The sequence below is a fragment of the Bhargavaea cecembensis genome (assembly GCF_000826125.2).
Taxonomy (GTDB): domain Bacteria; phylum Bacillota; class Bacilli; order Bacillales_A; family Planococcaceae; genus Bhargavaea; species Bhargavaea cecembensis_B.
In genome coordinates, this window is sequence record NZ_LN651371.1 from 316004 (window position 1) to 331576 (window position 15573).

Sequence of the window (15573 nt, forward strand, 5' to 3'; positions counted from 1 at the left end):
AGCGTGAACGGCACTTCGCCTGCGGCGACCGCGGCGGCGGAGCCGCCGGACGAGCCGCCAGGGACGTACTCGAGGTTCCACGGGTTGGCCGTTTTTTTATAAAATGAATTCTCGGTCGAGCCGCCCATGGCGAACTCGTCCATGTTCACTTTTCCGACGGTGATGAGGCCGGCCTGGTCGAGCTTCGTCGCCGCGGTGGCGTTGTAGATCGGGTCAAACCCGCCGAGCATGCGGCTGGCGCATGTCGTTTCAAGGCCTTCCGTCACGATGTTGTCCTTCACGCCGACCGGGAGTCCGTGAAGCGGGCCGCGGGCTTCCATCGGCGTGCGGTCGAGTTCTTCCGCGCGTGCGGTCGCACGCTCTTCATCAAGTGCGAGGAAAGCCTTCACGTCGCCGTCGACCGCTTTGATGCGGCGGTACGATTCAGCCGTCAATTCCGCAGCGGACAGTTCCTTTTTATGTATCAGCGATTGGAGTTCCTTCGCGGATTTATCGAATAGGGTCATCTGTTCTTCCTCCTCCAGTCCGTCAGTCCAGGATCGACGGCACCTTGACCATGCCGTCTTCATGTTCGGGTACGTTTTTCATCATCAGGTCGCGGTCGAGTCCCGGGACCGGCTTGTCCTCGCGCAGGACGTTGATGAGCGGCACCGGATGGGTCGTCGGTTCGACGCCGGATGTGTCGACTTCGTTCAGCTGCTCGGCGAATTCGATGATACCGCCGAGCTTGTCCGCGTAGTATGCCGCCTCTTCGTCGGTGATCGCGAGCCGCGCCAGGTTGGCCACGTGCTTGACCTGGTTTTTCGTGATTTCTGCTGCCATGTCGTCTCCTCCATTCACGCAAATGTCTGTCTGTTGTTTGCCCCGTCCATCATATCACGGACGCAGGCGATCCGGTACGCTGTTTCAGTTTCCGTATATATGGGTGTACGGTTCGTCTTTCCCCGGTTCTTTGACAATGAGGGAGACCGGGCCGTTGACGGATGTGACGCTCACTTCCACGCGCATCGCCGGGAAATGGTCTTTGATGAGCCCGGCGAGGTACTGGGTGAACCCGATCACTTCCGCCTCTCCGTAAAATTCGATCGGCACGTCGATCTTCATCGAGGCGATCGTGCCGTTCTGGTAAAACCCGGTTCCGATCACATTCACGAAGTTCGTGAAATACTTGTCGACATCCTGCTTGAAGTTCCGGAAGTTTGTGTCGACATCCCGGTACTTGTCCGCATTTGAGGAAGTCGGGAAAATGACGTACTCCTCATCGACCGCGTCCCAGCCGGACAGGACATCCTTCCCTTTCTCGGCTGTGGAAACCGCAAAGTAGGAGCCTGGGGAGATGCTGTTTTTCGGGCTTTGCTTGTAGAGGCCGACGAGGATCGGCACTTGCGACAGCCCTTCGATTTTGCGCATGCGCTTGACGATCTCGGCCGCGGCTTTCTTGCCTTCCTCCTCGATTTTCTGTTGCGGGATCTCCCCGCCGCCTTCCGTCGTGTTCACCGAGTTCAGCGCGATGCCGATCGAGACGCCCTCGAGACGGATCTTGTCCTCCGAAGAACGCTTCAGATAGTTCTGCTCGATGACATGGGCGACATAGACGGGGACGTCCCGGCGGGTTTCTTCCGGAGTGCCGGCCGCGGGCGGATTGAGTCCGTCCGGGTTGTCCTCGGATTTGTGGCCGAGCCACGCACGGACCGTCTTTTCATCGAGATATTGCCCTTCCTGGAAGAAATGGTCGTCCGTCGGGAATTTCCTGTGGGACAGCCGCATGAGGCCGCCTTCCGCCTCGACGACGTTGTATTTGGAATTCAGCTTATTGACGACGAGGCCCCGTGCTGCGCTTTTCTTGTACGGAAGAAGCGTCCGGTAATACTCGTCGCTGAGCTGCATGTTCGGGATGATGACCCGCTGCTCCGTCTCCTGTTGCTCGTCATTGACGACTTCCGGCTCTTCTTTCGCCGGCAGGCAGCCGGACAGCAGCAGGGCGGCTAGCGCCGCCGCTGTGATGATCTTGATTTTCAACGAAGTAGAACCCCTTTATTCACTGATTGCATCCAGAAGCGCGGCTTCGTCCCAGATTTCGATGCCGAGGCTTTCCGCCTTCTCGAGCTTGGACCCCGCTTCCTCGCCTGCGACGACGAGGTCTGTCTTTTTGCTGACGCTGCCGGTCACCGAGGCTCCGAGCGCCTCGAGTGCCGCTTTCGCATCATTTCGCGTGAAGTGCGAGAGCTTCCCGGTGAGGACGACCGTCTTGCCCGCAAGCGGACCGTCTTCCGGGATGTCCTGCTTGCGCGGTCCGGTATAGACCGTATTGACGCCGGCCGCCTCCAATTTTCCAAGCACCCGTTCCACGTCTTCGTTGCCGAAATACGTCACGACCGAGTCTGCGACCTTCTCCCCGATCTCATGGATGGCGGTGAGCTGTTCTTCCGTCGCCGCGCGGAGTGCATCAAGCGTGCCGAATTCCATGGCGAGGATCTGCGCGGCCTTCTGTCCGACGTGTCGGATGCCGAGACCGAACAGCAGCTTTTCGAGGGAATTGCTCTTGGACTGCCGGATCGCCGCAATCAGGTTCGATGCCGACTTCTCGCCCATCCGGTCAAGGCCCGCGAGCTGCTCTTCCGTGAGCGTGTACAAATCTGCGGCATCCTTGATCAGCCCTTCTGCGAACAGCTGGCCGACGACTTTCTCTCCGATCCCCTCGATGTTCATCGCGTTGCGGGAGACGAAGTGGATGACCGCTTCCTGAAGCTGTGCCGGGCACTGCGGATTGACGCAGCGCAGGGCGACTTCCTCTTCGAGATGAACGAGTTCGGAGTCGCACGCCGGACAATGCGCCGGCATCTCGAACGGCTCCTCGTCACCGCTTCGCTGATCGGCGAGGGACATGACGATCTCAGGGATGATGTCCCCCGCTTTGCGGATGATGACTTCGTCACCGATCCGGATATCCTTCTCGCGGATGAGGTCCCCGTTGTGGAGGGAGGCCCGCGAAACGGTCGTTCCGGCGACACGGACCGGCTCCAGGATGGCGGTCGGCGTCACGACGCCCGTCCGGCCGACCGTGAGCTCGATCGTGAGGAGCTTCGTTTTGACTTCTTCGGCCGGGAACTTGTAGGCGGTCGCCCAGCGCGGGCTCTTCGCGGTGAAGCCGAGCTCTTCCTGATGATGGAACGAATCGACTTTGATGACGATGCCATCGATTTCGTACGGAAGGTCCGGACGGCGGTCCTGCCACGACTCGACGAACGCCAGCACTTCTTCCACGTCTTTGCAGCGCCGGGTCTCCGGGTTCGTCCGGAAGCCGAGAGACGCCAGGTATTCAAGCGAACCGGAATGCGTATCGAGCCCGTAGTCGGCGCCGTTCCCGCCCATGCCGTACATGAATACGGACAGGTTGCGGCTCGCCGCGATTTTCGGGTCGAGCTGGCGGAGCGAGCCCGCCGCCGCGTTCCGAGGGTTGGCGAACACGTCGAGCCCGTCTTCTTCGCGGCTTTCATTGAGCTTCATGAAGCTCTTTTTCGGCATATAGGCTTCGCCGCGCGCCTCGATATCGACCGGTTCCGATAGCTTCAGCGGAATCGCCCGGATCGTCCGGAGGTTCATCGTGATGTCTTCCCCGACCGTCCCGTCGCCCCGCGTCGATCCCTGGGCGAACAGGCCCTGTTCATATTTCAATGAAATCGCCAGCCCGTCGATCTTCAGCTCGCAGACGTACGTGACGTTTCCGACGTCCGCGCGCACGCGGCGGTCGAATTCCCGGATGTCTTCTTCGTTGAAGACGTTCGAGAGGCTGAGCATCGGTGTGTCGTGGACGACTTTGCTGAAGCCGGGCAGCACCTCACCGCCGACCCGCTGCGTCGGGGAGTCGGGCATGATGAGGTCGGGATGTTCTTCCTCGATGGCGATCAGTTCTTTCATGCGCGCGTCGTATTCCGAGTCCGGCACGAGCGGCCTGTCGAGCACGTAGTAGGCATGCCCATAGTCGTTCAGCAGCTTGTGCAGGTCCTTGACGCGCTGTTCGAGCGCTAGTTTATCTTCCATTCGGATTCCCTCCGGATCGGTCGCTATTCGCGGTCAGTTTACAGCGTTGCATATGAAAGCGTGCTGATTTTCGTTCCGGGCACTCGCTTACCGCGGGCACGGCCTCAATCGGCGCCAATACGAAGGTTGGCGTCTGCGCTCAAAAGCGAAGCGTTGAGCGGCATCCGGGGTTTTCGGCTCGTGCTGTTCCCGCAGGTGTCTCGTGCCCTTCACTGCAATCAGTCCTAAGTTAATTTAGCAACGGGTCACCACTGAAAGCCAATACAATGATTGGTCAGGCTTTTTCGATCGGGGCGAATTTGGCGAGGAGGCGTTTGATGCCGACGGGTTCCGGGAAGGCGATGTCGAGTTCTTTGTCTTCTCCTTCTCCCCGGACGCTGACGACCATGCCTTCGCCCCATTTCTTGTGTTTGGCTTTGTCGCCCGCTTTCCAGCCGACCGATTCGCCGCCGGTCGTTTGCTGGGCCGGACGCCGGACTGCCTGACGCACCGGGCGTCGGCTGTTGAATCCGCCGCCCGAGATCGGGGTGCGGCCGGAGTCTGCTGCAGACCCGCCGGCGGAAATGGATTCCGTCACTTCCGAGGAAATCTCGGAAATGAACCGGGACGGGCTGTTATAGTTTGTCCGTCCGTACAGCGTGCGATACTGTGCGCTCGACAGATAGAGCTTTTCTTCGGCACGGGTGATGCCGACGTAGGCGAGCCGGCGTTCTTCTTCCATCTCTTCCTCGTCGCCGATCGACCGGGAGTGCGGGAAGACGTTCTCTTCCATCCCAATGATGAAGACGACCGGAAATTCGAGGCCTTTCGCCGAGTGCATCGTCATGAGGACGACCTGTTCCGCGGAGGCCTTCTCTTCCTTGTCGAGCGAGTCGATGTCCGCGATGAGCGCCAGGTCGGTGAGGAATGCGACGAGGGACTTGTCCCCCTCCTCCTCTTCCGCCCGCTTTTCGAACGCTTCCGTGACGGACAGGAATTCCTCGATGTTCTCGAGGCGGCTTTCCGATTCAATCGATTTTTCGTTTCTCAGCATGTCGCGGTAGCCGGATTTGTCGAGCACTTCCCCGACCAGTTCGGTAACGCTCAGGTACTCCTGCATCTGCGTAAACCCGGCGATGAGATCGCGGAATTCGGATGCCTGCTTGATCGCGCGAGGCGTGAGCCCCTGGATGAAGTCGATTTCCTTCAGCGCTTCGAAGATCGAGAGGTCGTTGATGATCGCATATTCCGCCATCCTCTCGAATGTCGTCGCGCCGATGCTGCGCTTCGGCTCATTGATGATCCGCGCGAGCGACAGGTCGTCGTCGTTGTTTGAAATGAGCCGGAGGTAGGCCAGGAGGTCCTTGATCTCTTTCCGGTCATAGAACTTCGTGCCGCCGACGATCGTATACTCGAGGTTCGACTTGACGAGGTATTCCTCCATCATCCGGGACTGGGCGTTCGTCCGGTACAGGATGGCGAAGTCGGACAGCTTGCGGTTTTCCGTCCGCTGCAGTTCAAGGATCTTCGAGACGACAAACTGCGACTCGTCCTTTTCATCCGTCGCCTTGTAGATGTAGATATGCTCACCTTCGCTGTTGTCGGTGCGGAGGTTCTTTTCGTAGCGGCTCGCATTGTTCTTGATGACATCGTTTGCCGCTTTCAGGATCTTCTTCGTCGAGCGGTAGTTCTGCTCAAGCAGGATCACTTCCGCGGCCGGGTAGTCCTTCTCGAACGACAGGATGTTCTGGATGTCGGCGCCCCGCCACCTGTAGATCGACTGGTCGGAATCGCCGACGACGCACAGGTTGCCGAATTTGCCGGCGAGCATGTTGACGAGCCGGTACTGGGCGTTGTTCGTATCCTGATACTCGTCGACGTGGATGTACTGGAACTTGTTCTGGTAGAATTCAAGCACTTCCGGGACCTGCTCGAACAGCTTGAGCGTCACCATGATGAGATCGTCAAAGTCGAGAGACTGGTTTTTCCGGAGGCGCTTTTCATATCCCTGGTACACGTCCGCCACGATCTTTTCGAACGGATTGAACGGATTCACCTGCTCGGCGAATGTCTTCGCGTCGATGCATTCGTTTTTCGCGTTCGAAATCGTGTTGAGGAGCGCCCGCGGGTCGTATTGTTTCGGGTCGATGTTCTGTTCTTTCAGGACGTTCTTGACGACGGTCAGCTGGTCGGACCCGTCGAGGATGGAGAACGTCTTCGAGTAGCCGATCCGGTCGATTTCACGCCGCAGGATCCGGACGCACATCGAGTGGAATGTGGACACCCACATCCGCTCGCCCGTGCCCGGCCCGAGCAGTCCGTCGATCCGGTCGCGCATTTCGCGTGCGGCTTTGTTCGTGAAGGTAATCGCCAGGATCTTCGACGGGTACACTTGCTTTTCGACGATGAGGTAGGCGATCCGGTGCGTCAGGACGCGGGTCTTGCCGGATCCGGCGCCTGCCATGATGAGGAGCGGGCCCTCCGTCGTCCGGACGGCTTTCGCCTGTTCCGGGTTCATGCCGCTGAGAAGGTTATTCGATAGTTTTTCCATGTTGGCTCCTTTCGTTCGTGGCTGGGTGAATGGTAATGGAGAGCGTGTTGATCTGCGTTCCGGGCGCTTGCTTTCCGCGGGCGTTGCTTTAGCCTCCTCGACGCTTGCGCGTCTGCGGGGTCTGTGCTGCTCAACGCTTCGCTTTTAAGCGCAGACGCCTTACTTCGCGACGCCCTTCACTCCGATCAACTTGTCTAAATGAATCATTCACCCTATATCAATCAGGTCAGACCGTAATCATTCAAGTCAGGTCATTTTATCGGTTTCTTTCACCGCACGCACGGTTTTGAGGGCGGCGGTGAGGTTGTCGTAGATGACGTTGCCGACGACGATGAGGTCGGCGTATTGCGCCATTTCGGCGGCCTGTTCGGGACCCCGGATGCCGCCGCCATAGACGAGACGGGTCCGGTCCAGGACATTTGCGGCCTGCCGGACAGTCTCCGGGTCGCCGTATGTACCGCTGTACTCAATGTACAGGACGGGCAGGCGGAAGAAATGCTCCGCCATCCGTGCGTAGGCGAGGATATCTTCCCGGTCGATCCCGGCGTCCGCCCCGGTGAGCTTTGCCGCCTTACAGTCCGGGTTGAGGATGACATAGCCTTCCGGGATGACTTCCTCGAAGTCCATGAGCTCGCCGAACTCCCGGATCGCCGCGTGCTGGTGCCCCTTGATCCACCGGGCGTCCTCCGTATTCAGCACCGACGGAATGAGAAAGCCGTCAAAGCCCGGCGTGATGGCATCCGGATCGGACACTTCAAGCATGACGGGCACAGAATAGCGCCGGATGCGCATGAGGATCGAAAGGACATTGTCGAGCGTGATCCCGTCGGTTCCCCCGACGATGATCCCGTCCGTCCCCGACTCGCACACCCGCTCCAGCGACTGATCATCAATCTCTTTGGCGGGGTCCAGCTTGAACGCATGCCGCCATTCCAGAAACTCCTTCATCTTGAACCCACCTGTCTTTGTTTGCGTCCCTTCATTATAACAAAAAAACGGCCGCACCGGCCGCTCAAAAGGAGGGAATGAGGGAAACCCGTCGTCCGCTTTCCTGAATACTTCGGATTACCGGAAGCGACCCGGACTCCGGGTGCAGAGGTTCGATCCTTTCTGTCTATTCGAGGAAGCTTTCTATCTATTCATGACGGCTTTCTATCTATTCGCAGGGTCATTCTATCTATTCGAAGAGTCTTTCTATCTATTCACCTGAGAACTCCAGTTTTCCTATTATACTATCCAAGCGAATTCCAAAGTACTTCTCGAGAACCTCCGCCTTATCCTCCGCTTTCACCTCAGAGCTTTCCTTCTCCCCATTCCGGGTGAAGGTCAACGTGTCACCCGACAGCGTGATCCGCCCGTCCGGCACGGCGATCGTCACAATTTCCTTTTGAGTGAAAGTCGAGTCGGGCGATGTCTGGTTGAACCGGCAGGCCGCCTGAAAATCCGGCAGTTCTTTCGCAGACAAATCAAACCGGAGCAGCGTCCGCCAGTTGCCTTCCTCTTTCCGTTGCAGTTCGAAAAGACCTTCTTTTGTCTCGAGAGCCCGGTATGTTCCGCTGACATCCTCTTTCACTTCACCCGTCAGCGGAAGCGGCACGCGGGCCGAGTCGCCGAAACCGACATCGACCAGATAAGGCTGATCCAGCTCCACGATCTGCGCTGCATGGCTTCGCTCCATCGCCCAGGTCCCATCCGGCCGCATGACCGTCGCGGAGATCAGGCGCGGGTCATAGCCAAGCTCATTTAACAGCCAATTGAACAGGCCGTTCAGCTCATAGCAAAAACCGCCGCGATGGCGCCCGATAATCTTCTCGTAATAGACGGCGGGTTCCAGTCCGATCGGAACGCCGCGCATCACATCGAGGTTTTCAAATGGGATGTGGAACAGATGCTGTTCCTGGAGCCGGCTGAGCAGCTCCATATCAGCAGTTCCGGAATCTTCCACACCAATCCGCTTTAAATATCGATATACATCCATGCAAAACATCTCACTCCCACTATAATAGCGACTATCGCAGAACTGAATAGCAGCCAGTTCCAAATTAAAATCATACATCCCCAAAATTATTATTTCGCTTTTGGGATGCTAGTATATAGCTTTTTTAATTCCTCTATGCAAATACCGCTTGTAAAAGTTCCGTTTCCACTATCCACTCTAAATACATTCGCAACAGTAAGCATTAAAAGCCCCTTTGCATCCGACTCATTCAGTCCTATAATTCTTTCTCGGATTTCTTTCACTTTCTCCAATTCATCCATATACTTCACCTTCCTTCAGGATTACCCATGTACTGGATAACCGGTTCATGTCTCCATTGCTGTATCTCATTATCTCTCCACTCCAATACATCACATCCCCGGTCATCATACATATAAAAGATTTCCCGTTTCGCCTCGTTTAAGACGAACACATCCGGCGGATACCGGCTTCCCGTCCGGCGCAGACGCGGGTGCCGGCCGAAGTCCTGCCCGGATATCGCCAGCAGGAGCGGACGCCAGCGAATGTCCTTCATCTTGCACGGCAAGATCAGCCGGCTGACGGGGATCCGTTCATCGCCGTCCTGCCAGATGTCCCGCCGGGAGTCCATGCGGTATTTCAGTTCCGGACGTTTCAGATATCTGCTGATCACGCCTGGATGAGCCGGGTAGCCGTTCGTGACGAGCAGCAGTCCATCGTCCGGGTCCGTCCGCTCCTCAAGCAGAAGAAGAGCTCGCCCGGCCACTTCCTCGAAGTAGCCGGGGTCCAGCGAATCGTCCTCCTTGAACGCGTCCAGTCCTTCATTGAGCGGGAGATGGACTGAATCCGGCCGGTGAACATGAAAACCCGGGAGCAGTTTAACTCCCGGGAAATCACTCATTACATCTGACAAAGCTTTGGCGGCGGGGGATTTCATTCCTCTCCGCCTTCTCCCATCCGGGTCAGGATCTCGTTGTATCCGCCGGAGCCGTAGTCAAAGCAGCGGCGGACGCGGGAGATCGTGGCGGTGGAGGCGCCGGTTTCATTTTTGATGTTTTCGTAGGTGTAGCCTTTTTTCAGCATGCGGGCGACGTTGAGCCGCTGGGAAAGCGACTGGATCTCGCTGATGGTCGCGAGGTCATCGAAGAACCGGTAGCATTCGTCGAGGTCTTTGAGCTCCAGTATGGCTTCGAACAGCGCATCGGTCTGCGGTCCGCGGAGTTTGTCGAGTGCCATGGACGGCACCTCCTTTGATGTCATAAGTATCGGATGATGACGCCCCCCCGCCCGCTGCGGAATATTTTCCGCGGCAGCCGCGTCACCGGCATGGATTCCGGCCAGCCCGGACGAGATGAATCGCAAAGCTTCCAGGATCACTTCGTATAACTGATGCTCGTTCCGATTCCCGGCGTTTCCGGAACAAAATGGACCCAGGTCTTTCCGAGTGCGAGCGGGAACGGACGCCCGCCGTCCATGACGGTCGGCACGCCCCCCCGGTTCTCCCAGACGGTTTCATAAAGAAGTCCGTCCCTGAACACGCAGGCGGCGCCGCCCGCCTCCAAGTCGATCGACCGGCGGCCCTGATCATCGACCACCCGGTGCGGCATCTCGAGGACGAGGACGTTCGATACGCTCACCGGTTCGGAGTCATCGGCATCTTTCGTCTGCACGCCGCCCGAGGAGCGGGCGTAGGTCCGGCTGAACGGGTCGTACAGATAACTGCTCTGATAGGACTTGTCGCTGCCGTAGGAGACGTCGAACGAACCCGCCGTTCCCACAGTCATCGGCGCTTCCTCGTCAAACCGCCATCCCGGATCCGGCGCTTCGTCCATCCGGAATCCATTCTTCTCCGCACCCGACAGAATGGCCTCGCCGGAAATATACGAGTTATGCGGCGCCACCCGGTCGGCGGACCGCTTGAACAGCGAGCCGTCGTACTGCATCCCGTTCAGATGGTCGACCACGCCGGAAGCGAGCATCGACTGCGCCTCCGGACTGTAGCCATGCGCGATGTAGAGCGCTCCGTGTGCCGCAGCGAGATCGACAAAGTAGTCACGGGCACTGCGGACGGGACCGATCTGCCCGGGGAGTTCCGACTGGTAAAGCGCAAGCAGCCGGGTGATGTCCCCTTCAGCGAGCATTTCGTAGACGACGTCCGCTTCCGACAGGCCGGATTGCGGGCGTGCTTTCGGATGGTTATTGATCGTGACGAGGACCGGCCGCATATCCGGCTCTTCCTCCATTGCCAGTCCGGTGAAAGGCGCCGTGTACGGCATATCGGTCCCGAGTTCGACAATTTCTAGTCCTCCGTTTTCATCTGTTGACGAAGACGGCTCTTCTTCCCCCTCGGGCAGATCGCCCCCGGGAGCCGCCGCCTCCGGTCCGCTATCCCCGCGGCAGCCCGCCAGCAGGAGAACGGCGGCCAAAGCCGGCATCCAACCCCTTTTCATCTTTCGGTTTCCCCCTAAATGATTCTCTCTGTAATGTATGTGGCGGCCTCTTCAGCGCATGAGTGCCGGGAAAAGGATCTTCCGGTTCATGACGTCGTAGATGCCTTTCTGTGTGATCCGGACATACGGCAGATGCGTCGACATGAGGAACAGGAGCGTGTACACCGCATCGCCGTGACGGTATCCGCGCTTGCGGAGCTCCGCCTTGAGCTCTTTTTCGTTCTCGATCAGTTCCGGAAGCGGCTGCGACGACAGCACGCCGCCGATATCAAGCGGCAGTTCAGAGATGACTTCCCCGTGCTCCGTCAAGGCGATTCCGCCGCCGATTTCCTTGAGCCGGTCGAATGCGAGCTTCATGTCGGCCGCATTTTTGCCGATCAGGATGATGTCGCCGGTGCTTGAATAAGACGAAGCGAACCCCTGCACATCATCCGCAAATCCTTTGACGAGCGTGTTCACCCGCCATTTGCCGTTGCGGTCGATCAGCAGCAGGAAGCTCTGATCCTGTCCCGCGGGCAGCCGCTGGTCTGACGGATCGACGTCGACGCTGTACGGCTTTGTGATGACGTCATTGACGAGCTCGATCCCGAACGGGAAGGAGAACTGGAAATCATAATCGTCCAGTTCGTATGCCGGATCGAACGGCTCGAGCCAGGACCAGTCGACGTCTTCGAACGGTTCCGCGTCTTCCCCGTCCCGCCGCAGCCAGACGCCCTTGGACAGCACGTCCGTCGGCACCGGGTTGTCCGGGCTTTCAAGGAAATTCAGATTCGCATAGCGGCCGGTCGCGATCAGCCCATGCAGGTCATCCATATCGTAGTACTTTGCCACATTGTACGAAGCCATTGCATAAGCATCTTCCGGCTTCACACCCGCATCAAGCGCCACCCGGATGCACTTGTCCATCACACCGTCCTCGTGGAACGACGGCGTCGAGCCGTCCGTCGTCATCATGAGATGATCAAACACGTCGAGCTTCCGTTCCAGGATCCCTTTCAGGAGATCGGGCAGATCCGGGCGGATGGATGAATGGCGGAGCGTCACCGCGTATCCGTGGAGAAGCCGGTTTTCCACTTCATCGACCGTCATCGCCTCATGGTCACCGTCGGCTCCGAGCAGCTTCAGCCGGGCGAGCGTCCGTTCCGACGCGCCCGGGAAATGCCCTTCGACTTTCATGCCGGCGTCCTTCGCCTGCTGCATCCAGAGGAGCATCTGGTCATCGCCCGCAACGAGACGCGGCCACGCGGTCAGTTCTCCGCCCATGAGCACGTCCGGCCGGGCGATCCACTCGCCGACCGACTGGTTCGTATATAACTCTTCCTCCCGGTCGAGCTGCGTCTGCGAATCAAACCGCGCCCACCAGTAAAATGAAAACGGCCGTTCCTTGAGCTGATCGAGGATTGCAAACGCTTTCCAGTTTTCCATCGACAAAAACAGCACGCTGTTGTCCGAGATGAACGTCGTCGTGCCTCTTCTCGATGCATAATCCGCAAATGTGAGGGGATTATAAAGCTGGAACGGGTGGACATGCGGCTCGATATAGCCCGGCACGATCACTTTTCCCGAAGCATCCGTGATTTCCGTGCCTTCCGTGTTCTTCGGCATTTCGGCGCCCGCGTAGATGATCCGGTCGCCCGAAATCCAGATGTTTCCCTTTAACCACGTCTTGTAGATCCCGTGGAGGTACGTTGCATTCGTGATGACGAGATTCGGGGCCTGCTTGCCGTCGAGGACTGCAGCGTGTTCCCGAAGCTCGTGAATTTTCCATGAAGGCTGAGCCATCGTTCGTTCCCCCTGACTGTCTCTCTGCTGACTTTATCTTATCACAGCGCGAAAGCGAAAAAAAGACGCGCTGCCTGTGCGCGTGCGGAAAGGTTGATTGATGATGAATGACCAGACGATTAACATCGGCACGAAAAGCGCGTATATGCGGTTCGGATCCGGCATGGCGATGCTTGCATGGGGCACCGTTCGCATGATCCGCAAGCCCGATGAAATGGCCGGTCCGCTCCTCGTCCTGTTCGGCGCCTGCAAGGCCGCAGAAGGCATCGCCCGCTACTGCCCGATGAAAGAGATGATGAACGGCGGCGCCGAATCTCTCATGCGGCCCGAAGTGAGCGGCGGCGCGCTCCCGGAAGTGTCGGTTTCCGAAAGCTCGGACGGCGGATCCTCATCGGGCGACTCCGGCTCAATGATCCAGGCATTTCTGCACGGCGGCAACGACGGGGCAACCGGGCAGAGTTCCGGACAAAACAGCCCGTCTTCTTCCTCAGAAAAGAAAAAAGACCCGATGCAATCGATCTGAATCAAAGCTTCGCACCTGAACGGACGGCCTCTAGCCGTCCGTTTTCCGATGGGCTCCGGCACGCCGTCTGTCCAGGAACAGCCATCCGAAGAAAAGCACCTGCCACCCGGCCATCATGGCGAACGCCGGACCGGGCCTTGATTGCAAGTAAAGCAAGATCATCAATAGGGCTGCCGGAATCGCAGTATAGACGTACACCCGAACTTTCGGATTCCGGAAACTGAGTTCAATCATGGCACCCACTCCCTTTCCATCATTTTAACATATCTTTTCATTGATCTGTTAGAATATTTCAGACAAATGAGGGCGGGAGGAGCAGTTCGTGTTCAGCGGGGATCGGCCCCTCCCAGGATCTATCGAACAGCTATGAATGCTCTATGGATACTCCAGGTTTAGGATTTTTGGCGGAACGTTGATGAAACGTTGTGGATCTCGTCAGTTCCGCGGATAAAGATAACGCTCGGCCCGATAAAAGCAACGCTTCTCCGGATAAAGATAACGTTTTGTCTGATAAAGATAACGCTCACTCTGATAAAAGCAACGCTTCGCTCCTGGGGAGACATTGGATGGCGTTACACCCGTAAAAAGAATAAAGAGACGGGAATGCGGCCTGATCAAAGGCGCACTCCCGTCCCTCCTTTACATGTTTTCAGTCGATTGCCCGGCGGCCGATGTCGGACCGGTAGAAGAATCCCGGCCATTCCATCGAGTCGAGGGCGGCGTACGCTTTTTGGCTTGCTTCCTGCAGAGAGCTTGCTGTGGCGGAGATGAGGATCACGCGGCCGCCGTTGCCGGCGAAGCGGTCGCCTTCGGCTTTCGTGCCGGCGTGGAACACGTCGAGATCCGCTTCTTCAAGGCGGCTCAGTTCCGGAAGAAGGGCGCCTTTCTGCACGTCGCCCGGGTAGCCGTCAGCAGCGATGACGACGCCGAGGCAGGCGCCTTCTTCCCACTCCGGTTCTTCCGGACAGCCGTCGAGCAGGCCGGTGAGGAATTCGGCGAGGTCCGACCGGAGCTGCGGCAGGACGACCTGGGTTTCCGGATCGCCGAAGCGCGCGTTGAATTCGATCGTCTTCGGTCCGTCTTCGGTGAGGATGAGACCGGCGTACAGGATGCCGGTGAACGGCGTGCCTTCCGCTTCCATCGCCCGGACGGTGCGTTCGACGATCTGGTCGTATGCGGCGCTCACCGCTTTTTCCGGGATGTGTGGGACCGGCGAGTAGGCGCCCATGCCGCCCGTATTCGGTCCTTCGTCCCCGTCGAATGCCCGCTTGTGGTCCTGCGACAGCGGCATCGGGAAGATCCGGCCGCCGTAGACAAATGACATGAAGCTGAACTCTTCCCCGTCGAGGAACTCCTCGATGACGATGCGGGACGACGAGTCGCCGAACTTGCGGTTGCCGATCATGTCGTCGACGGCTTCGAGGGCTTCATTGAGCGTCATGGCGACGACGACGCCCTTGCCGGCGGCGAGTCCGTCCGCCTTGATGACGATCGGCGCGCCCTGTTCGCGGATGTATGTCTTGGCTTCGCCCGCATCGGTGAACGTTTCGTACTTGGCCGTCGGGATGTCGTATTTCTTCATGAGTTCTTTTGCAAAAGCCTTCGATCCTTCGAGCTGGGCGGCCGCCTTGTCCGGCCCGAACACGCGGAGGCCCCGTTCTTTGAAGTGATCGACGATGCCGCCGGCGAGCGGCTGCTCGGGGCCGACGAACGTCAGGCCGATTTGATGGTCTTTGGCGAAGTCCGAGAGCTTGTCGAATTCCATGACGCCGATCGGCACGAGTTCGGCATCGTTTTTCATGCCCTCGTTGCCGGGCGCCACGTATACGCTGCCGACCGACGGAGATTTGGCGAACTGCCGCACGAGCGCATGCTCCCGGCCGCCGCTTCCGATTACGAGTACATCCATTTTGTCGCTCCTTGCGAAAACAACCTGCGTGTCGGCAGGTTGTCTTCAGTGATGGTGGGACCGCTAAGCGGTTTGCTTAACATTCACGGCCGTTTGCTTAACATTCAACCGCGTTTGCTTAACATTCAGCGCCCGTTGCTTAACATTCGACAAATCCCGATCAGTGCTTGAAGTGGCGGATGCCGGTGAAGACCATCGCGATGCCGTATTCATCGGCTTTCTTGATCGAGTCTGCGTCTTTTTTCGAGCCGCCGGGCTGGATGATCGCCGTGATGCCGGCTTTGGCGGCGGCTTCGACGGTGTCGTCCATCGGGAAGAACGCATCCGATGCGAGGGCGGCGCCGTTCGCGCGGTCGCCGGCCTGCTCGAGGGCGATGTTCG

The 15573-nt window shown here is 58.3% G+C and carries 14 protein-coding genes and 1 pseudogene; 1 reads left to right on the forward strand and 14 read right to left on the reverse strand.

All coding sequences use genetic code 11. From position 1 onward, the window contains the following. The 12 genes from BN1189_RS02120 to BN1189_RS02175 all read right to left on the reverse strand — a co-directional run. A partial coding sequence (locus tag BN1189_RS02120; RefSeq protein WP_040225017.1) for an amidase occupies positions 1 to 506 on the reverse strand: 506 nt, incomplete at its 3' end. 22 nt (positions 507 to 528) lie between these two features. Then, positions 529 to 822, reverse strand: coding sequence for an Asp-tRNA(Asn)/Glu-tRNA(Gln) amidotransferase subunit GatC (gene gatC, locus BN1189_RS02125; protein WP_040225019.1), 294 nt, complete (start codon positions 820 to 822; stop codon positions 529 to 531). Positions 823 to 906: 84 nt separating this feature from the next. Further along, the gene (locus BN1189_RS02130; protein WP_082194101.1) at positions 907 to 2019 is read right to left on the reverse strand and encodes a CamS family sex pheromone protein; all 1113 of its coding nucleotides are present in this window, start codon (positions 2017 to 2019) and stop codon (positions 907 to 909) included. 15 nt (positions 2020 to 2034) lie between these two features. Further along, on the reverse strand, positions 2035 to 4041 hold the full coding sequence (gene ligA / locus BN1189_RS02135) for an NAD-dependent DNA ligase LigA (protein WP_040225020.1): 2007 nt from the start codon (positions 4039 to 4041) through the stop codon (positions 2035 to 2037). Positions 4042 to 4315: 274 nt separating this feature from the next. After that, on the reverse strand, positions 4316 to 6571 hold the full coding sequence (gene pcrA, locus BN1189_RS02140) for a DNA helicase PcrA (RefSeq protein ID WP_040225021.1): 2256 nt from the start codon (positions 6569 to 6571) through the stop codon (positions 4316 to 4318). Positions 6572 to 6817: 246 nt separating this feature from the next. After that, the gene (locus BN1189_RS02145) at positions 6818 to 7519 is read right to left on the reverse strand and encodes a heptaprenylglyceryl phosphate synthase (RefSeq protein ID WP_040225022.1); all 702 of its coding nucleotides are present in this window, start codon (positions 7517 to 7519) and stop codon (positions 6818 to 6820) included. Between the two features lie 250 nt (positions 7520 to 7769). Beyond that, complete coding sequence (locus tag BN1189_RS02150; RefSeq protein ID WP_257125360.1) at positions 7770 to 8627, reverse strand: arylamine N-acetyltransferase family protein; 858 nt, start codon at positions 8625 to 8627, stop codon at positions 7770 to 7772. Positions 8628 to 8638: 11 nt separating this feature from the next. Then, the gene (locus BN1189_RS02155; protein ID WP_040225023.1) at positions 8639 to 8830 is read right to left on the reverse strand and encodes a hypothetical protein; all 192 of its coding nucleotides are present in this window, start codon (positions 8828 to 8830) and stop codon (positions 8639 to 8641) included. Between the two features lie 5 nt (positions 8831 to 8835). Then, positions 8836 to 9429, reverse strand: a complete 594-nt coding sequence (locus tag BN1189_RS02160; RefSeq protein WP_179860881.1) for a DUF3885 domain-containing protein — start codon at positions 9427 to 9429, stop codon at positions 8836 to 8838. Between the two features lie 32 nt (positions 9430 to 9461). After that, a complete protein-coding gene (locus BN1189_RS02165; protein WP_040225024.1) occupies positions 9462 to 9764 on the reverse strand; it encodes a YerC/YecD family TrpR-related protein in 303 nt (100 codons plus the stop codon). 137 nt (positions 9765 to 9901) lie between these two features. Continuing rightward, on the reverse strand, positions 9902 to 10978 hold the full coding sequence (locus BN1189_RS02170; protein WP_040225025.1) for a DUF3048 domain-containing protein: 1077 nt from the start codon (positions 10976 to 10978) through the stop codon (positions 9902 to 9904). A 51-nt stretch (positions 10979 to 11029) separates the two neighbouring features. After that, the gene (locus tag BN1189_RS02175) at positions 11030 to 12760 is read right to left on the reverse strand and encodes an adenine deaminase C-terminal domain-containing protein (RefSeq protein WP_040225026.1); all 1731 of its coding nucleotides are present in this window, start codon (positions 12758 to 12760) and stop codon (positions 11030 to 11032) included. Between the two features lie 103 nt (positions 12761 to 12863). On the opposite strand from BN1189_RS02175, the gene BN1189_RS02180 reads away from it, so the two are divergent. Continuing rightward, positions 12864 to 13283, forward strand: a complete 420-nt coding sequence (locus BN1189_RS02180) for a YgaP-like transmembrane domain (protein ID WP_179860882.1) — start codon at positions 12864 to 12866, stop codon at positions 13281 to 13283. Positions 13284 to 13932: 649 nt separating this feature from the next. Here BN1189_RS02180 and purD read toward each other — a convergent pair. Next, positions 13933 to 15192, reverse strand: a complete 1260-nt coding sequence (purD, locus tag BN1189_RS02190; protein ID WP_040225028.1) for a phosphoribosylamine--glycine ligase — start codon at positions 15190 to 15192, stop codon at positions 13933 to 13935. Between the two features lie 160 nt (positions 15193 to 15352). Then, positions 15353 to 15573: pseudogene (gene purH / locus BN1189_RS02195) on the reverse strand (bifunctional phosphoribosylaminoimidazolecarboxamide formyltransferase/IMP cyclohydrolase); the annotation flags it as partial.